At 53.1% G+C, this 19,412-nt stretch carries 24 protein-coding genes and 1 tRNA gene; 11 read left to right on the forward strand and 14 right to left on the reverse strand.

Going from position 1 to position 19,412, the window contains the following annotated elements:
* Window positions 1-321: 321 nt before the first annotated feature.
* The gene (locus ACR0D9_RS00005) at window positions 322-801 is read left to right on the forward strand and encodes an HGGxSTG domain-containing protein (protein WP_480537346.1); all 480 of its coding nucleotides are present in this window, start codon (window positions 322-324) and stop codon (window positions 799-801) included.
* A gap of 16 nt (window positions 802-817) precedes the next feature.
* Here the strand turns inward: ACR0D9_RS00005 and ACR0D9_RS00010 are convergent, their stop codons facing one another.
* From ACR0D9_RS00010 to ACR0D9_RS00030, 5 genes are all read right to left on the reverse strand, one after another.
* Complete coding sequence (locus ACR0D9_RS00010; RefSeq protein ID WP_480537347.1) at window positions 818-1,072, reverse strand: hypothetical protein; 255 nt, start codon at window positions 1,070-1,072, stop codon at window positions 818-820.
* A 393-nt stretch (window positions 1,073-1,465) separates the two neighbouring features.
* A complete protein-coding gene (locus tag ACR0D9_RS00015; RefSeq protein ID WP_480537348.1) occupies window positions 1,466-2,008 on the reverse strand; it encodes a hypothetical protein in 543 nt (180 codons plus the stop codon).
* A 13-nt stretch (window positions 2,009-2,021) separates the two neighbouring features.
* Window positions 2,022-2,414, reverse strand: coding sequence for a thermonuclease family protein (locus ACR0D9_RS00020; protein WP_480537349.1), 393 nt, complete (start codon window positions 2,412-2,414; stop codon window positions 2,022-2,024).
* A gap of 164 nt (window positions 2,415-2,578) precedes the next feature.
* Window positions 2,579-3,031 (reverse strand): DUF2799 domain-containing protein, encoded by a 453-nt coding sequence (locus tag ACR0D9_RS00025; RefSeq protein ID WP_480537350.1) that lies wholly within the window; start codon window positions 3,029-3,031, stop codon window positions 2,579-2,581.
* A gap of 123 nt (window positions 3,032-3,154) precedes the next feature.
* Window positions 3,155-4,048, reverse strand: coding sequence for a lipid A-modifier LpxR family protein (locus tag ACR0D9_RS00030; RefSeq protein ID WP_480537351.1), 894 nt, complete (start codon window positions 4,046-4,048; stop codon window positions 3,155-3,157).
* Window positions 4,049-4,296: 248 nt separating this feature from the next.
* Between ACR0D9_RS00030 and ACR0D9_RS00035 the strand changes: the two genes are divergently transcribed.
* Window positions 4,297-4,767, forward strand: coding sequence for a hypothetical protein (locus ACR0D9_RS00035; RefSeq protein ID WP_480537352.1), 471 nt, complete (start codon window positions 4,297-4,299; stop codon window positions 4,765-4,767).
* 180 nt (window positions 4,768-4,947) lie between these two features.
* Here the strand turns inward: ACR0D9_RS00035 and ACR0D9_RS00040 are convergent, their stop codons facing one another.
* The 3 genes from ACR0D9_RS00040 to ACR0D9_RS00050 form a co-directional block, all read right to left on the reverse strand.
* A complete protein-coding gene (locus ACR0D9_RS00040) occupies window positions 4,948-5,166 on the reverse strand; it encodes a hypothetical protein (RefSeq protein ID WP_480537353.1) in 219 nt (72 codons plus the stop codon).
* Between the two features lie 43 nt (window positions 5,167-5,209).
* On the reverse strand, window positions 5,210-5,395 hold the full coding sequence (locus ACR0D9_RS00045; RefSeq protein ID WP_480537354.1) for a hypothetical protein: 186 nt from the start codon (window positions 5,393-5,395) through the stop codon (window positions 5,210-5,212).
* A 520-nt stretch (window positions 5,396-5,915) separates the two neighbouring features.
* Window positions 5,916-6,266 (reverse strand): hypothetical protein, encoded by a 351-nt coding sequence (locus tag ACR0D9_RS00050; protein WP_480537355.1) that lies wholly within the window; start codon window positions 6,264-6,266, stop codon window positions 5,916-5,918.
* A gap of 747 nt (window positions 6,267-7,013) precedes the next feature.
* On the opposite strand from ACR0D9_RS00050, the gene ACR0D9_RS00055 reads away from it, so the two are divergent.
* The 5 genes from ACR0D9_RS00055 (at window position 7,014) to ACR0D9_RS00075 (ending at window position 9,712) form a co-directional block, all read left to right on the forward strand.
* Window positions 7,014-7,313 carry a hypothetical protein gene (locus ACR0D9_RS00055; RefSeq protein ID WP_480537356.1) on the forward strand — a complete coding sequence of 100 codons (300 nt, stop codon included), beginning with the start codon at window positions 7,014-7,016 and terminating at the stop codon, window positions 7,311-7,313.
* Window positions 7,314-7,496: 183 nt separating this feature from the next.
* Window positions 7,497-7,718: an HGGxSTG domain-containing protein gene (locus ACR0D9_RS00060; protein WP_480537357.1), complete on the forward strand. Its 222-nt coding sequence runs from the start codon at window positions 7,497-7,499 to the stop codon at window positions 7,716-7,718.
* Window positions 7,719-7,770: 52 nt separating this feature from the next.
* Window positions 7,771-8,040, forward strand: a complete 270-nt coding sequence (locus tag ACR0D9_RS00065; protein ID WP_480537358.1) for a hypothetical protein — start codon at window positions 7,771-7,773, stop codon at window positions 8,038-8,040.
* Window positions 8,041-8,095: 55 nt separating this feature from the next.
* Window positions 8,096-9,067: a hypothetical protein gene (locus ACR0D9_RS00070; protein WP_480537359.1), complete on the forward strand. Its 972-nt coding sequence runs from the start codon at window positions 8,096-8,098 to the stop codon at window positions 9,065-9,067.
* Window positions 9,068-9,325: 258 nt separating this feature from the next.
* The gene (locus tag ACR0D9_RS00075) at window positions 9,326-9,712 is read left to right on the forward strand and encodes a hypothetical protein (protein ID WP_480537360.1); all 387 of its coding nucleotides are present in this window, start codon (window positions 9,326-9,328) and stop codon (window positions 9,710-9,712) included.
* Between the two features lie 531 nt (window positions 9,713-10,243).
* Here the strand turns inward: ACR0D9_RS00075 and ACR0D9_RS00080 are convergent.
* Window positions 10,244-10,405 carry a hypothetical protein gene (locus tag ACR0D9_RS00080; RefSeq protein ID WP_480537361.1) on the reverse strand — a complete coding sequence of 54 codons (162 nt, stop codon included), beginning with the start codon at window positions 10,403-10,405 and terminating at the stop codon, window positions 10,244-10,246.
* Between the two features lie 159 nt (window positions 10,406-10,564).
* Here ACR0D9_RS00080 and ACR0D9_RS00085 point away from each other — a divergent pair, with 159 nt between their 5' ends.
* The 3 genes from ACR0D9_RS00085 to ACR0D9_RS00095 are packed head-to-tail and all read left to right on the forward strand — an operon-like array spanning window position 10,565 to window position 11,628.
* Window positions 10,565-10,792, forward strand: a complete 228-nt coding sequence (locus ACR0D9_RS00085; protein WP_480537362.1) for a hypothetical protein — start codon at window positions 10,565-10,567, stop codon at window positions 10,790-10,792.
* Window positions 10,789-11,079, forward strand: coding sequence for a hypothetical protein (locus ACR0D9_RS00090; RefSeq protein ID WP_480537363.1), 291 nt, complete (start codon window positions 10,789-10,791; stop codon window positions 11,077-11,079). The genes ACR0D9_RS00085 and ACR0D9_RS00090 overlap by 4 nt, the downstream gene beginning before the upstream one ends.
* 57 nt (window positions 11,080-11,136) lie before the next feature.
* Window positions 11,137-11,628, forward strand: a complete 492-nt coding sequence (locus ACR0D9_RS00095; RefSeq protein ID WP_480537364.1) for a hypothetical protein — start codon at window positions 11,137-11,139, stop codon at window positions 11,626-11,628.
* 559 nt (window positions 11,629-12,187) lie between these two features.
* Here ACR0D9_RS00095 and ACR0D9_RS00100 read toward each other — a convergent pair.
* From ACR0D9_RS00100 to ACR0D9_RS00110, 3 genes are all read right to left on the reverse strand, one after another.
* Window positions 12,188-12,264: transfer RNA gene (locus tag ACR0D9_RS00100), tRNA-Met, on the reverse strand.
* A 55-nt stretch (window positions 12,265-12,319) separates the two neighbouring features.
* Entirely contained in the window at window positions 12,320-13,321 is a 1,002-nt protein-coding gene (locus ACR0D9_RS00105) for an alpha/beta fold hydrolase (protein ID WP_480487708.1), read from the reverse strand.
* The gene (locus tag ACR0D9_RS00110; protein WP_480487710.1) at window positions 13,322-14,788 is read right to left on the reverse strand and encodes a flavin-containing monooxygenase; all 1,467 of its coding nucleotides are present in this window, start codon (window positions 14,786-14,788) and stop codon (window positions 13,322-13,324) included. It abuts the gene before it with no gap.
* Between the two features lie 228 nt (window positions 14,789-15,016).
* On the opposite strand from ACR0D9_RS00110, the gene ACR0D9_RS00115 reads away from it, so the two are divergent.
* Window positions 15,017-16,564 carry a trimethylamine methyltransferase family protein gene (locus ACR0D9_RS00115; RefSeq protein WP_480537365.1) on the forward strand — a complete coding sequence of 516 codons (1,548 nt, stop codon included), beginning with the start codon at window positions 15,017-15,019 and terminating at the stop codon, window positions 16,562-16,564.
* Window positions 16,565-16,573: 9 nt separating this feature from the next.
* On the opposite strand, the gene ACR0D9_RS00120 is transcribed toward ACR0D9_RS00115, so the two are convergent.
* Both ACR0D9_RS00120 and ACR0D9_RS00125 read right to left on the reverse strand, forming a co-directional pair.
* A complete protein-coding gene (locus tag ACR0D9_RS00120; protein WP_480537366.1) occupies window positions 16,574-17,914 on the reverse strand; it encodes an NAD(P)/FAD-dependent oxidoreductase in 1,341 nt (446 codons plus the stop codon).
* A complete protein-coding gene (locus ACR0D9_RS00125; RefSeq protein ID WP_480537367.1) occupies window positions 17,911-19,407 on the reverse strand; it encodes an aldehyde dehydrogenase in 1,497 nt (498 codons plus the stop codon). The genes ACR0D9_RS00120 and ACR0D9_RS00125 overlap by 4 nt, the downstream gene beginning before the upstream one ends.
* Between the last annotated feature and the right edge of the window lie 5 nt (window positions 19,408-19,412).

Genomic DNA, 19,412 nt, shown 5'->3' on the forward strand with positions numbered 1-19,412 from the left:
TCTCATCTCCACTCTCTGATGGTTACGATGAGCCTGAAATCCTCCGCTACGCAATCAACCTAGTCTGTTCCATGGGTGCTGATGGCGGACATGACAGAATGTAGATATTTCCGGGGTCAATTCGTGCGCGCACGTAATGGGGTGTTAGCGGGCAGTAAAATGACCAATACGCGCGCGCGTGCATACGGCTCTTACTGGCCTGCCGGAAATTTGAGGCGGTCATGAGGTTTTGCAGATTTTCTTCCGGTCTCAATGTGCGCGCGCGATGTGGGTTATTTTCTGCCGTGTTTTGCGAGGCCTAAAAAAGAAGGATTCAGGCAGATGTTGACCGGCAAAGATATCAGAGCGGCCCGCAAGGCCCGTGGTCTCAATCAAACCGAGTTGGGGAGGCTGGTGGGCTGTGGTCGGCATACAGTGAGTTACTGGGAGAACAAAACACGCCTTAGCCGCAGGTGTGCTTGTGCTGATATCTGTGAGGCCCTGGGTTTGACTAAGCTGTTGCGGGCTGATTGGAGCTGGTTCCGCGACCACCAGCAAGAAGCAATCGACCGTAGGGTAGAAGCCGAATTGCAACGCGCCAGAGAAGAGGAGGAACGGCGGAAAGCAACCCGCCGGGTGCCGTGTGGTGCAAAAACCCGGAAAGGCCACCCCTGTCGCGCCCTGTCAGAGCCGGGAAAGCGCCGTTGCCGGTTTCACGGGGGCAAATCTACCGGGCCGCAAACTGAGGCTGGTCGTAAGCAGATTGCCGAAGCTCAGAGGCGTCGTTGGGCGGCGTATCGCGGCCAGAACAACCGGGACTGACTACCTTAAGATTACCCTAAGGTTTCTGTTCTTTCCCCATGAAGCCCAACGCGCCTTCGTTGTTCAGGATATCAATTGCTGTATCCAGGGCTTCTTGGTCCGAGTCGAACTTGTCGTCCCAGACATAGCTGGCGTCTTCATGGTCCACGACTTCCAAAGTCCATTTGTCCTGGTTGTCCAAGCGGTAGATTTCGATTTCAAACCGATACCCATCTACAAGCACAGACTTGCACTTGCCTGACATCACCAGCTTCGGTTCTTCGAAATTCATGTCCGTGCCATTCTGATTATAAGCTCTGAGGTTTTGAGGACTTGCGACAGCCTTTGGGTTTCCGTGCGATTCCAGTATATGCCGTAACACCGCATGCCCGACAATTCCACGCGCGCAGAGTTTCCTTGTCCTGTGCGGCGTCTCTCTTCCAACGGCACTCAACTTTCCCTTTGTTTGCCCTGAATACGCGAAGCATCAAGCGCAAAGCCAAATAAAGTAGGATGACGCCCAGAAGTATTCCGGCGATGAGCCAAAAATCGGGGCCGCTACTTTGCACTGTAATAGATTTCAAACCGCCCCCATAAAGACACTAACAACCAAACAGATTCGCCCATGGTGAGGCCTCAGATACGCCTCCTTGCGCTTGACCGTGAACAGCGTTGGCTAAACTGCCTACTGACTAAGGTCGCCGACAAGGTCAACCTTGGCTTCAATGTAGTCTTTCAGCTCTTTTACTGCGTGGACCGCGCCACCCAACACAGGGTTTGATGCCGCAATCGCGGACTGTAACGAACCCAAAATTGAGTTTATCAGTTTCAAAAGATACTTGAGGACTTTCCGCACTGGGCGCATGAGAAGGCCAGAGAGGTCCTCGCGCTCAGACGCTTGCACAATCTGCTGTGACGAAGATGAAAGTGTATTGATTTTGAAGGTAAGGTTTTGACCACTGAGCCCGTGCTTGATTAGGAGGTCATCGCTGATTTCTTCTATCCCCATCTTTAGGTCCCTAAAGGCATGGATTTCTTCTCTTAGTTCGTTGAAAGCTGGCTGCAAGTACCTGGCGTCATCGTTAAGGATGCCTCCGAAAAAGTTGGGCAACAAGTCACCGAAAACTAAGCCGCTCATGAAAGTTTCTAACTGCTTACTGAACTCAATCAGGTAATACCGCGATTTAGCGGTGTCTGGAGCACCTTCAATTTGGATATCAAACAGCATCTATCTTTGTCCCTTATTTGCAGTAACTTGCCCTCCTCAATCTGGACCGAGCCGAAGTTACTTCTAGGTGGCTGTAGCGCCCGCCTGAGTACCGGGCGCAGTCCAGGGCATGGCCAGCTGCAATAATAGCTGCGCCAATGTCCTGACCGTCAGCATAGCACACTCCGACCCAGCGGTCATACGTGCGTTCTCCGTTCAAATCGCATGAAATGGTCTTGCCACGCAGATAGTTCACCATCCAGCGCCTGGCGTCCTGACCGGAACGTGTGCCGAGCTCGGGGGCATCGACGCCATTCAGTCGAACCGGAGTTCCATCGACAACAATCGTGTCGGCGTCACGGACATGCAGGCTAGCGGCACTTGCCGAGCTGGCGAGAAAAATCAATGCAAATATCAGCCGTATCATACTCAAAAGATAGCTCTTTTAATAAAATCTACACCCTAAAAATTGAAAAAAAACCCAGCCGCTAGGGCTGGGCTAGTCCGAGGAATGCGCTCTGTTACTTCGATAACTAGTTAGATTAGTTCAATCACCGTAAACGAAAGTAGGACCAAAACCGTCTCGTTCCTTCACTGATTGAGAAGGTTCGCGAATCCATCTTGAACGGCTTTGCGGATCGCAGCCGTATTCTTGCATGAGTCAATCGCAACAGCGCCGCTACGAGCCAATTGGTAGATGTTCTCAGGTGTGCAGTAGGACAGAATCCCCTGCTGGTAGGCCTGAAAATATGCCTCCTTGTCAGGTTTCCTCGACCAACGAGCGCAACGCTGCACATAGTAGTTGAAGTAGCCGGGCTCTATTCCGAGTCGTCCGTCAGCCATTCCAACTTTTGACCAATCGATTTTACCTATGCAGTTTTCCGGCGGAAACATCTTTGAAGATTGTCTACCGGATTTGTCGCTGGCGAATGCCGTACATCCTACGCTGACACCTAGCATCACTATGCCAGCGTGTACGAAAAGCTTCATTCGTGGCATTGTCATCCATTTTGATTGCTGGCAGTTCTTCGACAGTTCCTTCATAACCTTTTTCCTGTTTCTAAAGTCTCCGGGCCCGTCACTCATTCATGATGCAATGGGAGACCCTTGGTATTGTGTGACGGAAAGAATAAGAAATGCAGCCTAACACTTCCTTAAAGGCCAATCTCAGAATGGAAATTCGAGTGACAGGACTCCAATCGTTTGGCTTTCAACCTGAGATTCGAATTCTTTGCTCAAGTAGGTAATTCCAAAAAACGTTGAGGCTTTTCGGATCCGAACCTGAACACCCGCTCGAACTCTCAAACGGGAATTGGTCATTTCAACGTCAGACCAGTTGGGGAAAAAGTCGCTATGTGTGGCATACGTGTAGTCGGCACCAATTAAGAAGGACATATCATTCATCTTTGAGGCTCGCTCCGGCGATGATGGCTGTAAAAACCCGGATACTGGGTCGCGAACGTACCTTTGGGCGTCAGCGTATCCATCCACCAGGATGTCCAGACCAATCCGTCCGAAAGTTTCGTAACCAACCTGCGCTCCGACAAATGGTCTTACGTAGAACCCTTCGGTCAAAGAAAAGCCTCTTGCAACTTCCGCAGATACCATTCCTGTCACACTGTCACCAACATGGTTGTGAGGCATGTCTTTGGGTAGATATCCTGCGATTCCAGTCAAATCGTGGAAGCCCTGTTGGAAATCAGCGATTTTCGTCTGGTCTCCCGTTAGTAGGATTTCAGCACCAGCGTTGTATTGAATTTTCCCAAAGTTCTCGTTTACAAAAAGCCCAAAGCCCAACATCCCTACATAAGGCCTGTCATCATTTGTCGGCTGTTTCTTTGAACCCCACGGAGAGATTATTTCGGCGCGAAAACGAAAGTCGTGGGCGATACCTCCTGTTTTCTCACCTTCGAAGCCCAAAAACACAGTATAACTCGCTGAGCGCCAGCGGTCCCGACCGTCTCCGAAAAAGTCATTTGTAAAGAAGCTCGATTTCGTCAAGTCCGCGGAAACTGGCGCAGCAATTAGAATTGTACCTAAAAAAAGTAAAAAGGTTTTCACTAACTCGCCCCCTTTGGTTTGAAACCGAAAACGTCAACCGAATCCCTAGCAGGTAGGAGTTAATGACTGTCTAACTCAACAAACTTGGCGGGCTTATCCACAGGTGAAGTTATGACAGCGCTCAACAAAAATATTTCTCGCGTTAATGCGCCATTATGATTCCCTCGAGAATATCAAAATGCAACTCTAGGTGGTATCAATAAGTGTTTTGCCCAACGACAACCCCTCTTGCGATTCAGGACGTGACTTTGGCGTTGGCCAAATCAGTTCTTCAAGTCGAGCATGCCTGGAAGATCCTGCAACCGCACTTCGGAATCCAACTGAGTGTTGGTTTTGGAAGAATTGTTCCCGCACCAAATTTCTTCGACCTAATTGCTATGGGTGTCTTAATCGAGATGACTGTTAGGCCGAGCGACGTTTACGCGTTGAGAACCATCTCAACTTTCGTAGCCGAAGAGGTCGCGATTTTTATGGATACTACGGAAACATTTGATTTCATGGATGACGTACAGATTGAAGACTTACTCTCACACTTGGTACATGTCCTTTCTGAGCCGCCTATTGATGAGAAGTTCTCCCTGGTAAACCAAAGATGGGTAAATATAGCGGCTGTCGTCTTGGATATTATTGAGCAAGTGCGAAAGATTTTGATTGATAATTGGCTTTATGTGCCGCTCGCTCGCGGAGAACAATGCGGCGTTCTGGATAGAATCGCATGAGTCCTGTTGTGCCCAAGGTCTACTGGCGTAACTTCAAACGAGGCTTAGTCAGTGTTTTAGTTTGAAGCTAAAACACACAACTTGCGGCAGAATAAAGTTTTTTATACTCGTAGACTTGGTTCGAGACAAAACCTCCCCAACGTCGTCGTAGCCTTTTAGTCCACACAGAAATCACGTGCTTCAGTTAGTCAAAGCCACCATATTGGGTTGAAACTCCAGGTCTGTGTTTTCCAATATCAATTCCTGAACCGCTTCTCTGTCATCAGCATTCAGTTTTGCCTCTTCTAAGAAAATTTCTAAAGCTGTCCTCAAACCACATAACGTGTTCTTAGATCCCTCGTCTTTGGCCTCTTCAACAATTTCAGCCAACGCCTGAACAAACCAGTGTTTAGTGGTCATGAAACCCTCGAATTTTGTTTTGAATATAGTCGAGGAAGACTGGTTAAAGTGGAGTTAACTGTGATTTGGTTTGCCGTGCATTTTGGTCACACATGTTGTCGTCGTACTTCGTGTGTTCGACAACATAGGCATTCACAACATGCCGAATGGCTTCGGCGGTGAGAAACAAACCTTCTGCCTCAAGTCTTAGTTCTATTTCAGTGGCGCGCTCCAAGAACTCTCTGTCCATATCGTTACTCCCCATCCGCACAATTTTGCCCAAATTGAACCGATTCACTTAAGGAATAGTAAATTGTCCTGCGTTGGGAGACTGTCCGTATGCATCAACGAGCCACGAAGCACAAAATGTGCTATGACGTGGAGAATTGGATTCCTTGACGTGGTTTGTGTTTCCAAATCGGACGCAATTTCAATCTTACTGATACGAGCCTTCATTTTGGAGGTTTCTGTAGTTTCCCTCTCTGGCTTTTATAAGTTTCACCAACCATTCCAGAGGCTTTACTTCGGCATTTTGCAGGCCAGGACCGATTAGGTTTTGTTTTTTAGATTGCCCCTTAGAAGTTTGAGGCGCATGGCTTCCCAAAAAAAACATGAGGTGGATCTTTGCCAAGACAGGCGTATGCTAAGGGCGTAGTCGGATGCAGGGCAATTTTTGAGACAAAGAACATTTTGCGCTTCGCTCAATTAGTGGATTAGCCGCACCTAGTTCCGGTGCGGCTCACCCTGAATAGAGAGTCAGTCAGTTTGGGTTAACCCCAAGCCACTTGCCCAGGAGATGTGCCACAAGTCTCTAATCTTGCAGCCAGCGCAACCAGTTTGCCTTTCGTTGCAGCGATTTCACCCTCTAAATCCCCTCCTGTCAGGCTGGACATCGGAACGCCAATCAAGAAAACGCCCAATGCGTCGCCTGTTACGGCCTGCTTTTGAGCAGACACAAGGCTTGGAACCTTTGCTGCTTCGTTCTTGTACAGTTGAGTTGCCTTTGCGCACGATACATTGCTGTAAGTATCACCCATCGACACCGGAGCAATTGATGCGGGTTGCTGCGCACAGGCCGACACAACCAACAGCCCGCAAACAGCGGTGCATAATTTCTTCATTCACTTTTCCTATTTTTCTTTTTGACATCTATTGTCGAAACTACGCCTTTGGTCTTTCGTTGCTGTCGTGGTTTCGACTTGTGACCACTACTTATGGCACTGATCGGGCTCTGCTCCAGCAGGATAGTACCGACATTTTGGGCTGCTTATTGAGGAACAACGCCGTTGGAATGATTAGAAATTGTGTCTATTTTCTGGTCTCACTGTGAAACCTGTGAGGCGGCTTCCAAACTGCTCGGGTCATCAGTACGTGACGTTTCCCAAACCAACCGTTTACTTGCGACCCATAGGTGGCCCGGTTTTCGAATGACTTTTGCCTCTTGAAAACCAGCAATCGCTCTTGCCTCGTCAGCGGTATGCGCCAACGCCCATCCATGGGCCTTGTTCGCTGATTTGCCATTCCTCGGCACTTCTATTTTCCAAACTTGTAGCATGTTCAGGTAATGCATTGTGTTGGTTAACAATTGGTGAACGAGTTTGCTTGAACCCCCATTAGGCGCAAGAAGGGTCAAAAGCAAAAGTAAGCGCTTCATTCCGACGATATAGGCAATCCGCGCAAACTCTTCACCCCTATCCAGCGCAATGGAAAGCCAGCGTTGTTTTCAGGGGGAAGTACCCGTTCACGGCGGATGCCAAAATACCTCAGGTGGGGACAATGTTCATGTCTCGTTCTTGCTATTTTTGGGGTAATATGTTACCACTTTAAGTGGGCTTGAAGGAATGCACCATGGATGCTTCACAAACAAAGTGCGCGACGATGCAAACCCGCTGGATGCAGCACGGGAAGTAACGCAATCCATCGCCGCAATTGATCCGCGTTCGATGTCAGCCCGAGAGCGTGGCATGTTCGCGGAAATCGCAAAGGCACTGACAGGTATCAAGGGAAAGGACGCACAGGACGCGCTCCAAGCCGTCAGGAGCGCATTGAGCGGCCAGCCCCTCAAAGACGCTCAGGCACAGCTGATAGGCCGTGTGGTGGCTGGTACTACTGCTCTTGGGCTTTATCAGAGCGCCAAGCAGCCCCTAGCACACACACAGTCCCGCTGATGCAGGCTATGAAAAACGGGATGAAGCCGAACTGATGGTAAATCTGCATGTATCCCCAGCCCACGGCAAAGACCGTAATCGGGGCGCAAAGCAGAATGAGAACAATGGCAAGGGCGATAATCAATCTACGCATGTCACCAAGGTAGGCCCTCGCGCACCCGCAGTCCAGACAGGAGGCACCACATGACTAGCGAAACCAAAATCTGCGGAGCCAAGACCAAGGATGGCGTATGTATGTCAGCCCCTGTTGAGGGCAAGACCAGGTGCCGACTGCATGGCGGGCTTTCGACCGGGGCAAAGACAGCCGAGGGCCGGAGGCGCATATCAGAAGCAAACGTTGCACATTGGGCAGAGCGCAATCGTCTGATCGAACTGGCGCGGTCACATGAGCAGGCAGCGAGTTAAATCGGATTCCTCAACAATAACAAAGGCTGTTCCCGGATAAGGTACACGACAAATGACCGACCGTGAAAGCGCAACAATCTGGATTGAAGAACTGGACCCGCCCTACGTGCGGATGGGATTCACGTCTTTCCCATGGCAAAACCCGCACCGGATTGCACAGCGGGCCAACGCATTGGCGCGGAACTATTCCAAAGGCTGGTACTGCGCCTACTGTGGTGAGCTTATGCCCGAGTGGAAACGGATCGATGCCAAGTATTGCAGAGAAGGCTGTCGCAAGATGGCGGCACGGAAGCGGCGTCTAACGTATGGCTTGTCGGCTTAAATCCTGTGCGTAGCGTAAGTTTTGTGCTACTATTGAGAAATTTAAGGAAAGGTTCATGAATAGATTTTTCATTTTCACCCTTCTGCTTGGCTTGCCGGCAACAAGCCTCGCTCAACCTGATTGTTTTGAAACACTGATAAAAGACAACGGCGAGGTAAACATAAGTGATGCCACCCATCTGGCTTTGACGAGCGCCTATAGCCGTAGCCTTGATTCATCGAATAACTGGGCCGCTGGCATTACTGTCCCTATCAAGGGCGTTCCTGTCAGCTTGACAGGCGAAGGACAGAGGAGACTGTTGGAATCGATAACGTCCTCATTCGCCGGGCAGTTCTCAAGTAATAGTCTGCATAGCATGTCGACCCAAAGGCTGTCGCGCAACTCCGTTGTCGCATTCGACATTTGCACACGGGGTGCTAACCGCACAGGAACAGTTGTTTACGCTTACGATGCGACACAACGGGAAATCACGGTCGAAATATCTTGGAATGCTTCACCTGGGGGCCCTACAGAGGTGCCTACTGACATTCAGGTTATCAACGGTGAATTCACAAGCTCACCGCCTGATTCAATTACAACAGGGGCGTCCTACACGACTATCGTGAAGCGCGAACCAGGCCAAGACGTCCGCATAGTCGCCAATATCGGTGGAACATCCTCTGACGCCACAGTGTTTTGGGTTCCGGCCGTCAGCATTACAACAAAGCGCGAAACTGTGTTCATTGACGGCCCTGTTTCTGGTGGGCGTTGGCGCTTGGCAAATCAAGGGGATGGAAAGGCATCATCAGTGAACGATACATGTGACTATCCTCCGACTGGATGGTCCGTGGTTTCAGGTTCCGCAAGTGCGAACATTCTTGATCGGCTTGGAAACATTGATGACCGAACATACGTCAGAATAATCGAAGAAACACCAGATAGAGTGTGTTTTGATGCACAGATGTACCCGCTTGCTGTAGAGGGCGGAGGCGATATGTGGTGGCGTCCTAGCTACCAAATCGAGAAAGTTGATGTGGTTGTCGAGTAACCGACGGTTCCGAAGTCGTTCACTTATGAAAAGATGCGCCCGGTACAAGCGCGCCCAGTCCACAGGGAGAAAATGAAAAATCTCGCGCTCTAAACTCAACATGAGCGCAAACTCGTCAATGCCCCCACCATTGTCGGGTCTGGTGAAAGAGTCAGTGACGCTGTTCACACATCACCGAAATTCCTGTCTATTACGACTTGTTGCAGCCATTAAGCTTTGCCGTCAGATGTAGCTCACCAGTTACCCAAAGGAGTGCAGATGGGAGTGACCGAAATTCTTCTGCTAATCGGCTTCGCAATTGTCGTTGTCGTGGTCATGATGGTTAAAGAACAGCGCCTTCAAGACCCTGAAAGGCTGGACACAATCTACGTCAATCAGATGCGTGAGGTTTGCAATCTTCCTAACGGGCCAGTCGTCGCTGCACTTACTCGGCAGTCAGGCAATATTTACCGCGAACTCGGCGGATTTGATAACGTTGGTGAAGCTCTTCACGAGATAGAGAAATCTTTCAGGCGCGGTCTGATTGAGAGCGTCTATGTTCAGACAAACTCAGAGCGGCGATTTGAGGTCATTCGACTTCACCATTCGCACGGCGGCAAAGCAGAGGGAAAGAAGCTTGGCGGAGCCATCATCGAGCTTGCTTAGTCAGTAGGCGCGACGGTCCGCTGCCGAAGAACACGGGTTCTCGGTTCGCACCGGGCGGGTGGAATATCTTAAGTCATTATCCGCCGACGCTGAATTAAAAGCAGTATAAAGCTTCTGATACCGAGGCGGAGGATTCGACGCACGACACAATATCGTCCCTCTCTGAAACCGCACTTTCGTATTCTGAAAATAGGCGATTGTAGTTTTCACTTAGTTCCATAGCGTCATCGCGAAGCAAGTTATGCTTATCCACAAGATTGTTATACTCATAAACCAAATCGTCATATTCAGCAGCAAGGCTGGTTAGGTTAGACTTGCAGGTATACCCCTCATAATTGCAGGCATATTGGTCAAAGCAAACTGCATATTCATCAACGCACTTTCCCTGCGAACTGCAGACTTTGTCTCCATAGTCCAAACATGCAGGTTGACCAAAGCTGCAAGAAAAGCTCTGCGCGAAAACGGTCCCCGGAAACACTAACCCGGCCTTTAGTGATAACAATGCGATTGCGAAGAATGCAGGTCTCATCATCATTGCCCGTCGTTCTTGACCAAAACCACACCCGGCCCCTTGGCGGATTCACCTTCGTCCAGAAACTGAATGCCCTTTGATACCAACGCCTCCTGGATAGCCATTATCGCTTTGTCTGCTGGGAAAGGAGAGCCGGACCCCTCGGCACGTTTGACAGTCATTGATGAAACGCCTGCAGTCTTTGCCAGTATTGCCTGTGAAATATCCAAAAGGCCTCTTGCTGCTCGAATTTGCCCCGAAATGAATTTTTGCCCTTGTTCCAATTTAGAACATTCCTTGTGTTACTTTTTAGAACATTATCACAATCGGAGGACTTAGCAATGGAAGAACAACGCGCCAGCGCGAATGGAGCAGATTTGTTCAAATACCTTCAGGACTGCCAAGACATGGCTACCGATATCTCAAGCCTGATCGAGTCGGCAGCAGTCATCGACAACGAAGGCACTTACCCCAGCGGCGTTACAGCGCTGTTGAAGGTATCCGGTGACATGGCCAACCATTTGGCCAGCATGTTGGACAGCGTAAACCTTCCGGAGGCGACGGTATGACTAATCAATTCCGAGACGCTTACGAAGCAACCGAATACGAGATGCAAACGATTGCCGGTTTGTCAATTGCACTGACTGACCTTCTGGCAGAATACGACAAGACAAATTGCCCCGAAGGCCTTTCGGTGCAGTCTGTCGCAGCCGCTCTGCGGGACAAGGCCAATGCGGTTCTCGAATTGCACGAGGTAGAGGGGAGCGTGGTTCAATCTCAAAAGGACCAGCTGGGAAAAGGCACGGATCAAGGCGCGTCGGGAACGCAGAAGTCAGTACCGGACAAGGCTGCCTGAATTTCATTTAAGCTGGGCGCGGCATTTTCTGCGCCCTTTTTCTTTTCGGAACTTGATATGAGTTGTTACAGCGTCAACCGGCCCTGGTCCGACCAGTTCCTGCCAGAGATTAAGAGCATTATTGGCGGTCACATCCTACAGGCCGCGCCCGATCCGCTGGACCACTTCCAAGCCACGGACTTGCTGATGCTGGACGCAAAGGACATGCGGATAGCAGCAAGGGTCAGGCGACACGGATACGCCGCCAAATACCCGCACCAGTTCACGATCCGCGCCAAGTTACCCACCGGGGCTGAAACCGAACTATCCAAGATTGTGAATGGGTACGGGGATTGGATGTTCTATGGCCATGCGGGGCCTGACGGACGGACTATCGTGAATTGGTGGCTGATTGACTTGAGGGCCTTCAGGGCAGCGCTGATCCGGCATAGGACTGCGGGCTCGCAGCTGTACATGGGTGACAAACGAAATTCGGATGGCACTTGCTTCAAGTGGTTTGATATTCGGTCGTTTCCTAAGGAGCCGCCGTTGGTGGTTGCGCAAGGGTAATTCTACCCGTTGCAGGCACAGCCAACACCTTTGTGACAGGTGTAGCTCCGATTGATACAACTATTCCCGCAAGCTTTGCCCTTTCGGCACACCTTGCAGCACGCGGCGTTGTATACCTTCGCGTCTTGTTTGCTGGTCAAGAGGTTCCAAAAGGATTCAGTGGCAATTGGCACTTTGCTCGGTTCATTGGGTTGATTCTGAGCAAATGCAACTGCGGATGAAAGGACAAGAGCAGACAGGCAGAGTAAAATAAGGTGCTTCACAAACATTCTCCGTTAACAATGTGTTAACTATTGCATAGCGATGAAGAGTTTGGAAAAGGCATTATTGAGGCATCTTTTCAGCGCAAACGAATCCAGCATCGTTTCGAGTTTAATGCGGGATCAACTGCTTCACCGCCATTTTCGTTTGGGGATGGGGCCGGTAAGTCCAAATGCAGCAGATGGCTAGTTGCGCGCGCTTCCAGTTGCATCAAATTTTAAATGTTGGGTGAAATGTTTGGTATCTAGAGGCGCACCAGGGCAAAACTATTTATTTTAAGTATCTTGCAATGAGATGGTGGTAGCGGAGGAGGGACTTGAACCCCCGACACGCGGATTATGATTCCGCTGCTCTAACCAACTGAGCTACTCCGCCGTGAGTGAGAGGCGATGTAAGCGAGGGGCCGGGGAGGGTCAAGAGGGAAATCGCCCTAACCGGGGAATTCTTTCACGGGCTCTTTCACCGGGTCCTGCAAGGGCGTCTGACGGAATATCGTGGTGTCCACCGTTCTGCGGATAAACGCGGCGCATATCTCCGGTTCTGTGATCAGGATCATATGACCCAGACCGTCAAGCTCTTCATAGCTCAGACCATATTCGGTCATCGGCGGCCCGTGAAGGGCAGGGGACAGAAGCGCATCCTGACTTCCATACAATATCCCGCCGGGGACCGACAGCTCGGGGTATCTGGCCACCAGCGCATCGCAACTGGCATCCAACCCGATAACGTCCTGCGAGGCCGTGACAAAGGCCGACGGGCGCAGCCCGAGTGCACCACCCGCACGGTCCAGAAAGTCATTTGGTGGGGTTTCAGGATCAAATGCCACGCCCAGACTGTGCGGCGCCGTTATTGAGGCCATGGGCACTGCAATCGTGTTGGCAATCAGGCTGCGCAGCCATTTGGTCCGGATCTCGAGCGGTTTGAAGATCACCGGTGTTTCAGGCACCCTGTGCGTTACTGGTGCCAACAGAGCGAGGCCGGATACCCGCTCGGGGTGGTCTAAAGCCAGCGCCAGCGACACCGCACCTCCCAAAGAATGCCCCACCAGCACAACCTGATCCATACCCTTGGTTTCAAGAAACTCAGCAATCATCGCGGCCTGCTGCGGCAATTGTGCGAGCTCTGCCGTATCCCGGGTTGAATATCCGCAACCGGGGCGATCCAGCGCGATGACGTGGAAATCCTGGGCCAGTTGATCCGCCAACGCATAGGTAAAATGCTGTAACTGCCCAGCCAGACCGTGAATCAGAACGACCGTCTGCGCGTCCGGATTGCCCTTTTCCACATAGTGGATGCTGCCGCCCCGTACGGGCACGATCTGGCCCATCTGCGGCACGGTTTTTAGCCCCTGACGGGTTATCCGCCGGGTCCACAGAGCCATGGCCAGAAGAAAGACGGCAAAGGCCGCAATCAGGCTAAGAAAAAATGTCATCTAGCTGTCTCCGGTCCTTACGGGGTTGTATTGCTCCAATCCCGAATGTGACATGCGTTTCTGAAATTCGGCAACTGTTCCGGGCCAAAGCGTCGTGTTTTTCCCGTCCGCATCAATGTACCAGGATGTGCAGCCTCCGGTCTGCCAGACACTGTCCGCGTGACGGTCCTGCATTTCCTGTGTAAAGGCCGCCTGTTTCGCCGCATCGGGGGCGATCACCGACAGTTCCTTGCGTTGCATCTCGCTCAGAACCCGGCCGATATGCCCGACCTGGGCTTCGATCATCAACACAACCGAATTGTGCCCCAATCCGGTATGAGGCCCCAGAAGGATGAAAAAGTTGGGAAAACCGGCTATCGCCGTGCCCAGATGAGCGGACATCCCGTTTGCCCAGGCCGATCGCAGCGTTAGCCCATCTGTACCGGTGATATCCAACCTTTCTACGACATTGGTGACCTGAAACCCGGTGCCCCAGATCAGCGCGTCTGCCTCTGTTCTGGAGCCATCTGTCGCGACGATGCAGTTGCCATCGATACTGGCCACGCCGTGTGGAATGATGCTGACATTGTCGCGGGCCAGCGCCGGGTACCAGTCATTTGAACTGAGAATGCGCTTGCACCCAATTCGATAGTCCGGTGTCAGAATGCGCCGTTCTTCGGGGTCGGAAATCGCGCCTTCCAGCGATTTTCGCCACATCTTCAGAGCAAAGTTCATCGCGCGTTCCTCGCCCCTGAACACGCGGTGGCGGAACTCGAAGAACATGAAAATCAGTTTGCGCCGGATGCGCGGAAGCAGGGGAAGGTAGGCATATAGTTTGCGCACCCAAGGCGCGATCGGGCCGTCAGGGCGCGGCATGACGTAAGGCGCGCTGCGCTGAAAAACGGTGACGTGGCGCGCAACCTTGGCAATCTCGGGCACGAACTGAACGGCTGACGCTCCGGTGCCGACAACAGCCACATGCTTTCCGGTCAGATCGACGGTGTGATCCCATTCGGCCGAATGAAAACAGGGGCCGGGAAAGCTGTCGGCGCCGGGAGATTCCGGAATGCTGGGATGATGCAGGGCGCCGATGGCCGAGACCAAAAACCGGGCCGACCAGAATTGGCCATCCACGGTTTCAACCTGCCAAAGCGTGCCATCCCATTTCGCCGATTTCAGCGCCTGCCCAAAGTGGCAAAGATCGTATAACCCCTCCTGATGCGCGACATTTTGCAGGTATGCCTGTATCTCTGCGCCACCGGCATAGGCGCGGCTCCAGTGCGGATTAGGGTGGGTCGCCATGGAATACAGATGCGACGGCACATCACAGGCGACGCCAGGATAGGTATTCTCGCGCCACGTGCCACCGATATCTTCGGCCTTTTCCAGAATGGCGATATCTTTGATGCCACGCTTGCGCGCCTCAAGCGCCATCGTCAGCCCCGAGAACCCGGCACCGATGATCAGCATCTCTGTCGTGTGGTGCATTGAAGCGCCCCTCCTGAAACAACTTTATGGATATCTGTTGCAGATGTCTGCACGTGATTGGCAGTGAAGTAGGTCACACAAGGTAAATTGACCGAACGACCTTACGTGAACAGACATGGCGAAAAACCGTCATCAGGGCGGTGTCGCTTCCTGCAAACACATATCGCAATCAGAGAGGTGAACGCGGCGTAATTCCGCCAGTCTGATTCAAAACAGGAGGATTGCCCCTTGTCGACCCGTACTCTTACACGCGCTGGTGGGCGTTCCGCGCGCCGCGCTCTTCGCACTGCGCCGAATTTTGACATGCTGCCGGGGCTGACACGCGGCATCCCGCATTGCGAAGTTATGGACGGAAGTCAGGTTGAGCTTATCGACAAGGCCGCCATGGATATTCTGGAGAACGTCGGTGTCCAGTTCCGCGACCCGACCGCAGTGGAAGACTGGAAGAAAGCGGGGGCAAAGGTCGAAGAAGAGCTGGTCTTTCTGGACCGCAACATGGTGCGCGAGCTGATCGCGACCATTCCGGCGCAATTCACCTATCACGCGCGCGATCCGCAAAAGAACCTCGCTCTAGGCGGCAAGCACTCGATCTTCGTGCCGATGACCGGCGCGCCGTTTCTTCGTGATCTTGACGACGTGCGCCGGAACCCGACGCTGGACGATCTGGCGATGTTTCACAAACTGTCGCACATGATGCCCGCATTGCACAGCTCGGCCCATCATATCGTCGAACCTTACGACCACCCGATCAGCCAGCGGCACTTGCGCATCACTTATTCGTCGATGAAATACACGGACAAAACCTTTATGGGCATGACCACCTCGCCCAGGAATGCCAAAGACGTGATGGACATGTGCGATATCCTGTTCGGCGAAGGTTTCATTGACGACCATCCTGTTACCACCGGCAACTGCAACGGCAACAGCCCTCTGGTCTGGGACGAAACCATGCTGGGTGCAATGCGCGCCTTCTGCCGCCGGAATCAGCCGGTTTTGTGCTCGCCCTTCGTTCTGGGCGGTGCCAATACGCCCGCATCGGTACCCGCAACCGTGGCACAGCTAACCGCCGAGGCGCTTTCGGCACTGGCTTATACGCAGGTGATCCGCAAGGGCTGTCCGGCGATTTGGGGGCATTATCTGTCAACCGTTTCGATGAAATCCGGTGCGCCGATGGCAGGGACGCCTGAAATCAGTCTGATGAATTTCATGATTGGTCAGATGGCGCGCTTTTACGATGTGCCATGGCGCACCTCGAACACGCTGGGCGGGGCCAAGACGTTTGACGCGCAGGCCGGGTACGAATCCGCCACAACTCTGGGCGCTGTTCTGCATGCAGGGGCCCACTACATCTGGCATTCGGCAGGCTGGAACGAGGCGGGGATGCATTGTTCGGTCGCCAAGTTTGTTGTGGACGCGGAACAATGCGCGATGGCCTATCGGATGGCGGAGGGGCCTAAATGGCATGATTTTGACGAAGGCTTGGCCGCAATTCCGGATGTGGGTCCCGGCGGGCACTATTTGGGGCATCCGCACACCCAGGAGAATTTTCAGACGGCTTTTTTCATGCCCGAACTGTTTGACAACAACTCGATCGAACAATGGGTGGCGGAAGGTGAAGTTGAAATCACCGAACGCGCTCTGAAATACGCGAGGAAGCTTTTAGCCGAGTATCAGGAACCAAAGTTGGACGAGGCCAAGAACGACGCCCTTCTGGACTATATCGCCCGCCGTGAGAGGGAAATTCCGGCAGCAGATGAGTTGAACCAGACTTACTGACGGTCAAGTTCATTCCTTACCGGACCGCCACTCTTTCCAGATTAGATAGCTGTTGGCGGCAAGCGAGGCGAATGGCTCGGGCGGCAAACGCGGCAAGTCCGGTTGCGCCAGAAAATGATCGGCGATGTCAGACTGCTGGTCCAACAACAGTTCAGCGATGCCCATGCCTTGCAGTGTTCCCCGTGCAATGCCCAGACCGTTCTGACAACAGGCTGAGTAGACACCGTCCTCAAGCTCGCCGAACGCAGCCGATCCATTGCGGCTGAGGCAAAGCATCCCGGCCCAGCGATGTTCCATCTGCACATCCGGCAGATGCGGGAAGCGTTCCCTAAACTTTCGGTCATGCACCCAGCCTGCATTGCGCAGTCGCATTGGACTGGTCTCGATTGTTGGATGAAAGCTGGAGCAGGTGCGGATCAGGATGCGATCCCCATAGCTGCCGGAAATGCGCCGTACTGACGTCCCCATCGGGTTCGCTGGCGTCACCGACCAGCGCGACTTCCCGCCTAGTGTCTTGATCTGCGCCTCGTTCAGCGGGGCTGTGAGCGAGGCGTAAAGGCAAATGTGCATCAATTGCCGCTGGTAGAACCCAAAGCTCTCCAGGTGGCCGTTATTGGCCAGAATTATCCGCCCGGTGCTCACCTTGGCCTTGTTGGTGCTGACCACCCAGCCTGCGCCTTGTTGTTCCAAACCGGTGACGGGTGAATGCTCGAACACTTCGATCTGCCCGGCCAGACGGGCGGATAGCGCACGCACATAAGCCGCAGGCTGAATCATCACTGTCCCCGGCGCATAAAGTCCCGAGGTATAGTGCGGGCTGCCCGTGACCTCTTGCATCTGCTGCTGATCTAAAAGCTTATGCGGCTCGCCCAGTTTGGTCAGGTGCGCGGCAAAGGCGCGGTTTTGCGCGTCGCCCGCTTTGGTGGCGGCGGCATTGTATTTGCCGCAAGGGTCGAACATTTCCTGTGGCAGCCCGCAATCGGAGGCCACTTCGGTCGCAAAGGCAATGGCCTTGCGGTTCAGCGCAATGGTGGCGCGATCTGCCTCTGATCCCTTGCCTGCGTAGTTGTCCGAGGCCAAGTCATGGGGCAGGTCGATGATAAACCCGGAATTTCGGCCTGCCGAGCTGTCCGCGAAGCGGCCGGCTTCCAGCAGAACGATTTTCAGGGAAGGATCCAATTGATGCAGCCGCCGCGCCGCGCTGAGCCCGGCAAACCCACCGCCAACTATTGTGATATCTGCGGTCAGGTTCCGTTCCAGCACCGCCAGAGGTGTTTGGGGCGGCAGAATCGCATTCCAACCCGACGGGCCTGTCTGCCGGGGTAGCCTTTTTGCGTCATGTCGACTCAATCGACGGCCTCATCCGCGTCATCGGCCAGATCGATCCAGATGGTTTTCAACTGGGTGTACTGGTCATGCGCGTGGATCGAGTTATCGCGACCCCCAAAACCCGACTGCTTGTAACCACCGAAAGGTGTCGTGATGTCACCTTCGCCGAAGCTGTTCACCGTCACGGTGCCTGCGCGGATCATCCGCGCACCACGTATGGCGCGTTTGACATTGGCCGTGAAGATTGAGGCGCATAAGCCATAGTCGGTGTCGTTCGCGATCTGGATCGCTTCATCGAAGCCCGAGACTTCAATTACCGACAAGACAGGGCCAAAGATCTCCTCGCGCGCCAATGCAGCGTCGTTGCCGGGCACTTCGACCACGGTGGCCTCGACAAACCCGTTGTCCGCTTTGCCACCGATCACCACGTTCTCGGCCTGATCCAGATAGCCACAAACCTTGGTGTAGTGGTCTTCGCTCACCAGTGCGCCCATGCGGGTTTCGGGGTCGAGCGGGTCGCCGGTGTTCCATTGTTTGACGTGATGCGCGATGCGCTCCAGCAGCTCGGCCTTCACTTTCTTATGCACGATCAGGCGTGACGAGGCCGAGCAGTTCTCCCCCATGTTCCAGAATGCGCCATTGACGATATGCGCCGCCACCCGGTCGAGGTTTTCGGCATCCTCCATCACGATGGCAGGGTTCTTGCCGCCCATCTCAAGCACCACCTCTTTGGCGTTGCTTTCCGCCGAATAGGTCAGAAAGCGTTTGCCGGTCACGGTCGAGCCTGTGAAGGACACCATGTCGATATCCATGTGCCGCCCAATGGGTTCGCCCACCTCGGTCCCGCCACCAGGTACGATGTTCAGTACACCGCGTGGCAAACCGGCCTCCATCGCCAATTCGGCAAGGCGCAGGGCCGTCAAAGTGGTTTCCATCGCCGGTTTCACAACAACCGAACAGCCTGCCGCCAGTGCTGGCCCTATCTTCCATGCCAGCATCAGCAGCGGAAAGTTCCACGGCAGCACCAGACCGACGACGCCGATTGGCTCGCGCACCACCATGGCGATGTGATCGTCGCTGGCGGGCGAAACCTGATCGTAAATCTTGTCAATCGCCTCGGCGTGCCACTTCAGGCAGTGGATCGTCTCGGGCACATCAACAGTTTCGCAGTCAAAGATCGTCTTGCCGCTGTCGATGCTTTCCATCACGGCCAGTTCACGGGCGTTGCGGGTTACCAGTTTGCACAACCCGATCAATACATCCTTGCGATCGGACGGATGCAGCTTGCTCCAGCGGCCATCGTCAAACGCCTCACGAGCTTTCGCGACCGCAAAATCCACATCCGCCCCATCGCAGGATGCGATATCGGTCAGCTTTTCACCGGTTGCAGGGTTCTCTGTCGCAAAGGTCTGGCCCGACAACGACGGACGGAATACGCCGTCGATAAAGGCACCTGTCGGCAGGTTCAGACCTGCGGCGATGGATTTGTACTCGTCCTGTGTCAGCAGATCCATGTTTG

It is taken from the genome of Ruegeria sp. AK11 (genome assembly GCF_056541095.1).

Bases quoted from the DNA above. Each gene is read 5' to 3' on its own strand.
- ACR0D9_RS00065 (WP_480537358.1), top strand. From the start codon at position 7,771: ATGACCGACCGTGAAAGCGCAACAATCTGGATTGAAGAACTGGACCCG.
- ACR0D9_RS00070 (WP_480537359.1), top strand. From the start codon at position 8,096: ATGAATAGATTTTTCATTTTCACCCTTCTGCTTGGCTTGCCGGCAACA.
- ACR0D9_RS00110 (WP_480487710.1), bottom strand. From the start codon at position 14,788: ATGCACCACACGACAGAGATGCTGATCATCGGTGCCGGGTTCTCGGGG.
- ACR0D9_RS00025 (WP_480537350.1), bottom strand. From the start codon at position 3,031: ATGAAGGAACTGTCGAAGAACTGCCAGCAATCAAAATGGATGACAATG.
- ACR0D9_RS00105 (WP_480487708.1), bottom strand. From the start codon at position 13,321: ATGACATTTTTTCTTAGCCTGATTGCGGCCTTTGCCGTCTTTCTTCTG.
- ACR0D9_RS00010 (WP_480537347.1), bottom strand. From the start codon at position 1,072: ATGAATTTCGAAGAACCGAAGCTGGTGATGTCAGGCAAGTGCAAGTCT.
- ACR0D9_RS00075 (WP_480537360.1), top strand. From the start codon at position 9,326: ATGGGAGTGACCGAAATTCTTCTGCTAATCGGCTTCGCAATTGTCGTT.
- ACR0D9_RS00005 (WP_480537346.1), top strand. From the start codon at position 322: ATGTTGACCGGCAAAGATATCAGAGCGGCCCGCAAGGCCCGTGGTCTC.
- ACR0D9_RS00050 (WP_480537355.1), bottom strand. From the start codon at position 6,266: ATGAAGAAATTATGCACCGCTGTTTGCGGGCTGTTGGTTGTGTCGGCC.
- ACR0D9_RS00020 (WP_480537349.1), bottom strand. From the start codon at position 2,414: ATGATACGGCTGATATTTGCATTGATTTTTCTCGCCAGCTCGGCAAGT.
- ACR0D9_RS00085 (WP_480537362.1), top strand. From the start codon at position 10,565: ATGGAAGAACAACGCGCCAGCGCGAATGGAGCAGATTTGTTCAAATAC.
- ACR0D9_RS00060 (WP_480537357.1), top strand. From the start codon at position 7,497: ATGACTAGCGAAACCAAAATCTGCGGAGCCAAGACCAAGGATGGCGTA.
- ACR0D9_RS00125 (WP_480537367.1), bottom strand. From the start codon at position 19,407: ATGGATCTGCTGACACAGGACGAGTACAAATCCATCGCCGCAGGTCTG.
- ACR0D9_RS00080 (WP_480537361.1), bottom strand. From the start codon at position 10,405: ATGACTGTCAAACGTGCCGAGGGGTCCGGCTCTCCTTTCCCAGCAGAC.
- ACR0D9_RS00015 (WP_480537348.1), bottom strand. From the start codon at position 2,008: ATGCTGTTTGATATCCAAATTGAAGGTGCTCCAGACACCGCTAAATCG.
- ACR0D9_RS00090 (WP_480537363.1), top strand. From the start codon at position 10,789: ATGACTAATCAATTCCGAGACGCTTACGAAGCAACCGAATACGAGATG.
- ACR0D9_RS00045 (WP_480537354.1), bottom strand. From the start codon at position 5,395: ATGGACAGAGAGTTCTTGGAGCGCGCCACTGAAATAGAACTAAGACTT.
- ACR0D9_RS00095 (WP_480537364.1), top strand. From the start codon at position 11,137: ATGAGTTGTTACAGCGTCAACCGGCCCTGGTCCGACCAGTTCCTGCCA.
- ACR0D9_RS00040 (WP_480537353.1), bottom strand. From the start codon at position 5,166: ATGACCACTAAACACTGGTTTGTTCAGGCGTTGGCTGAAATTGTTGAA.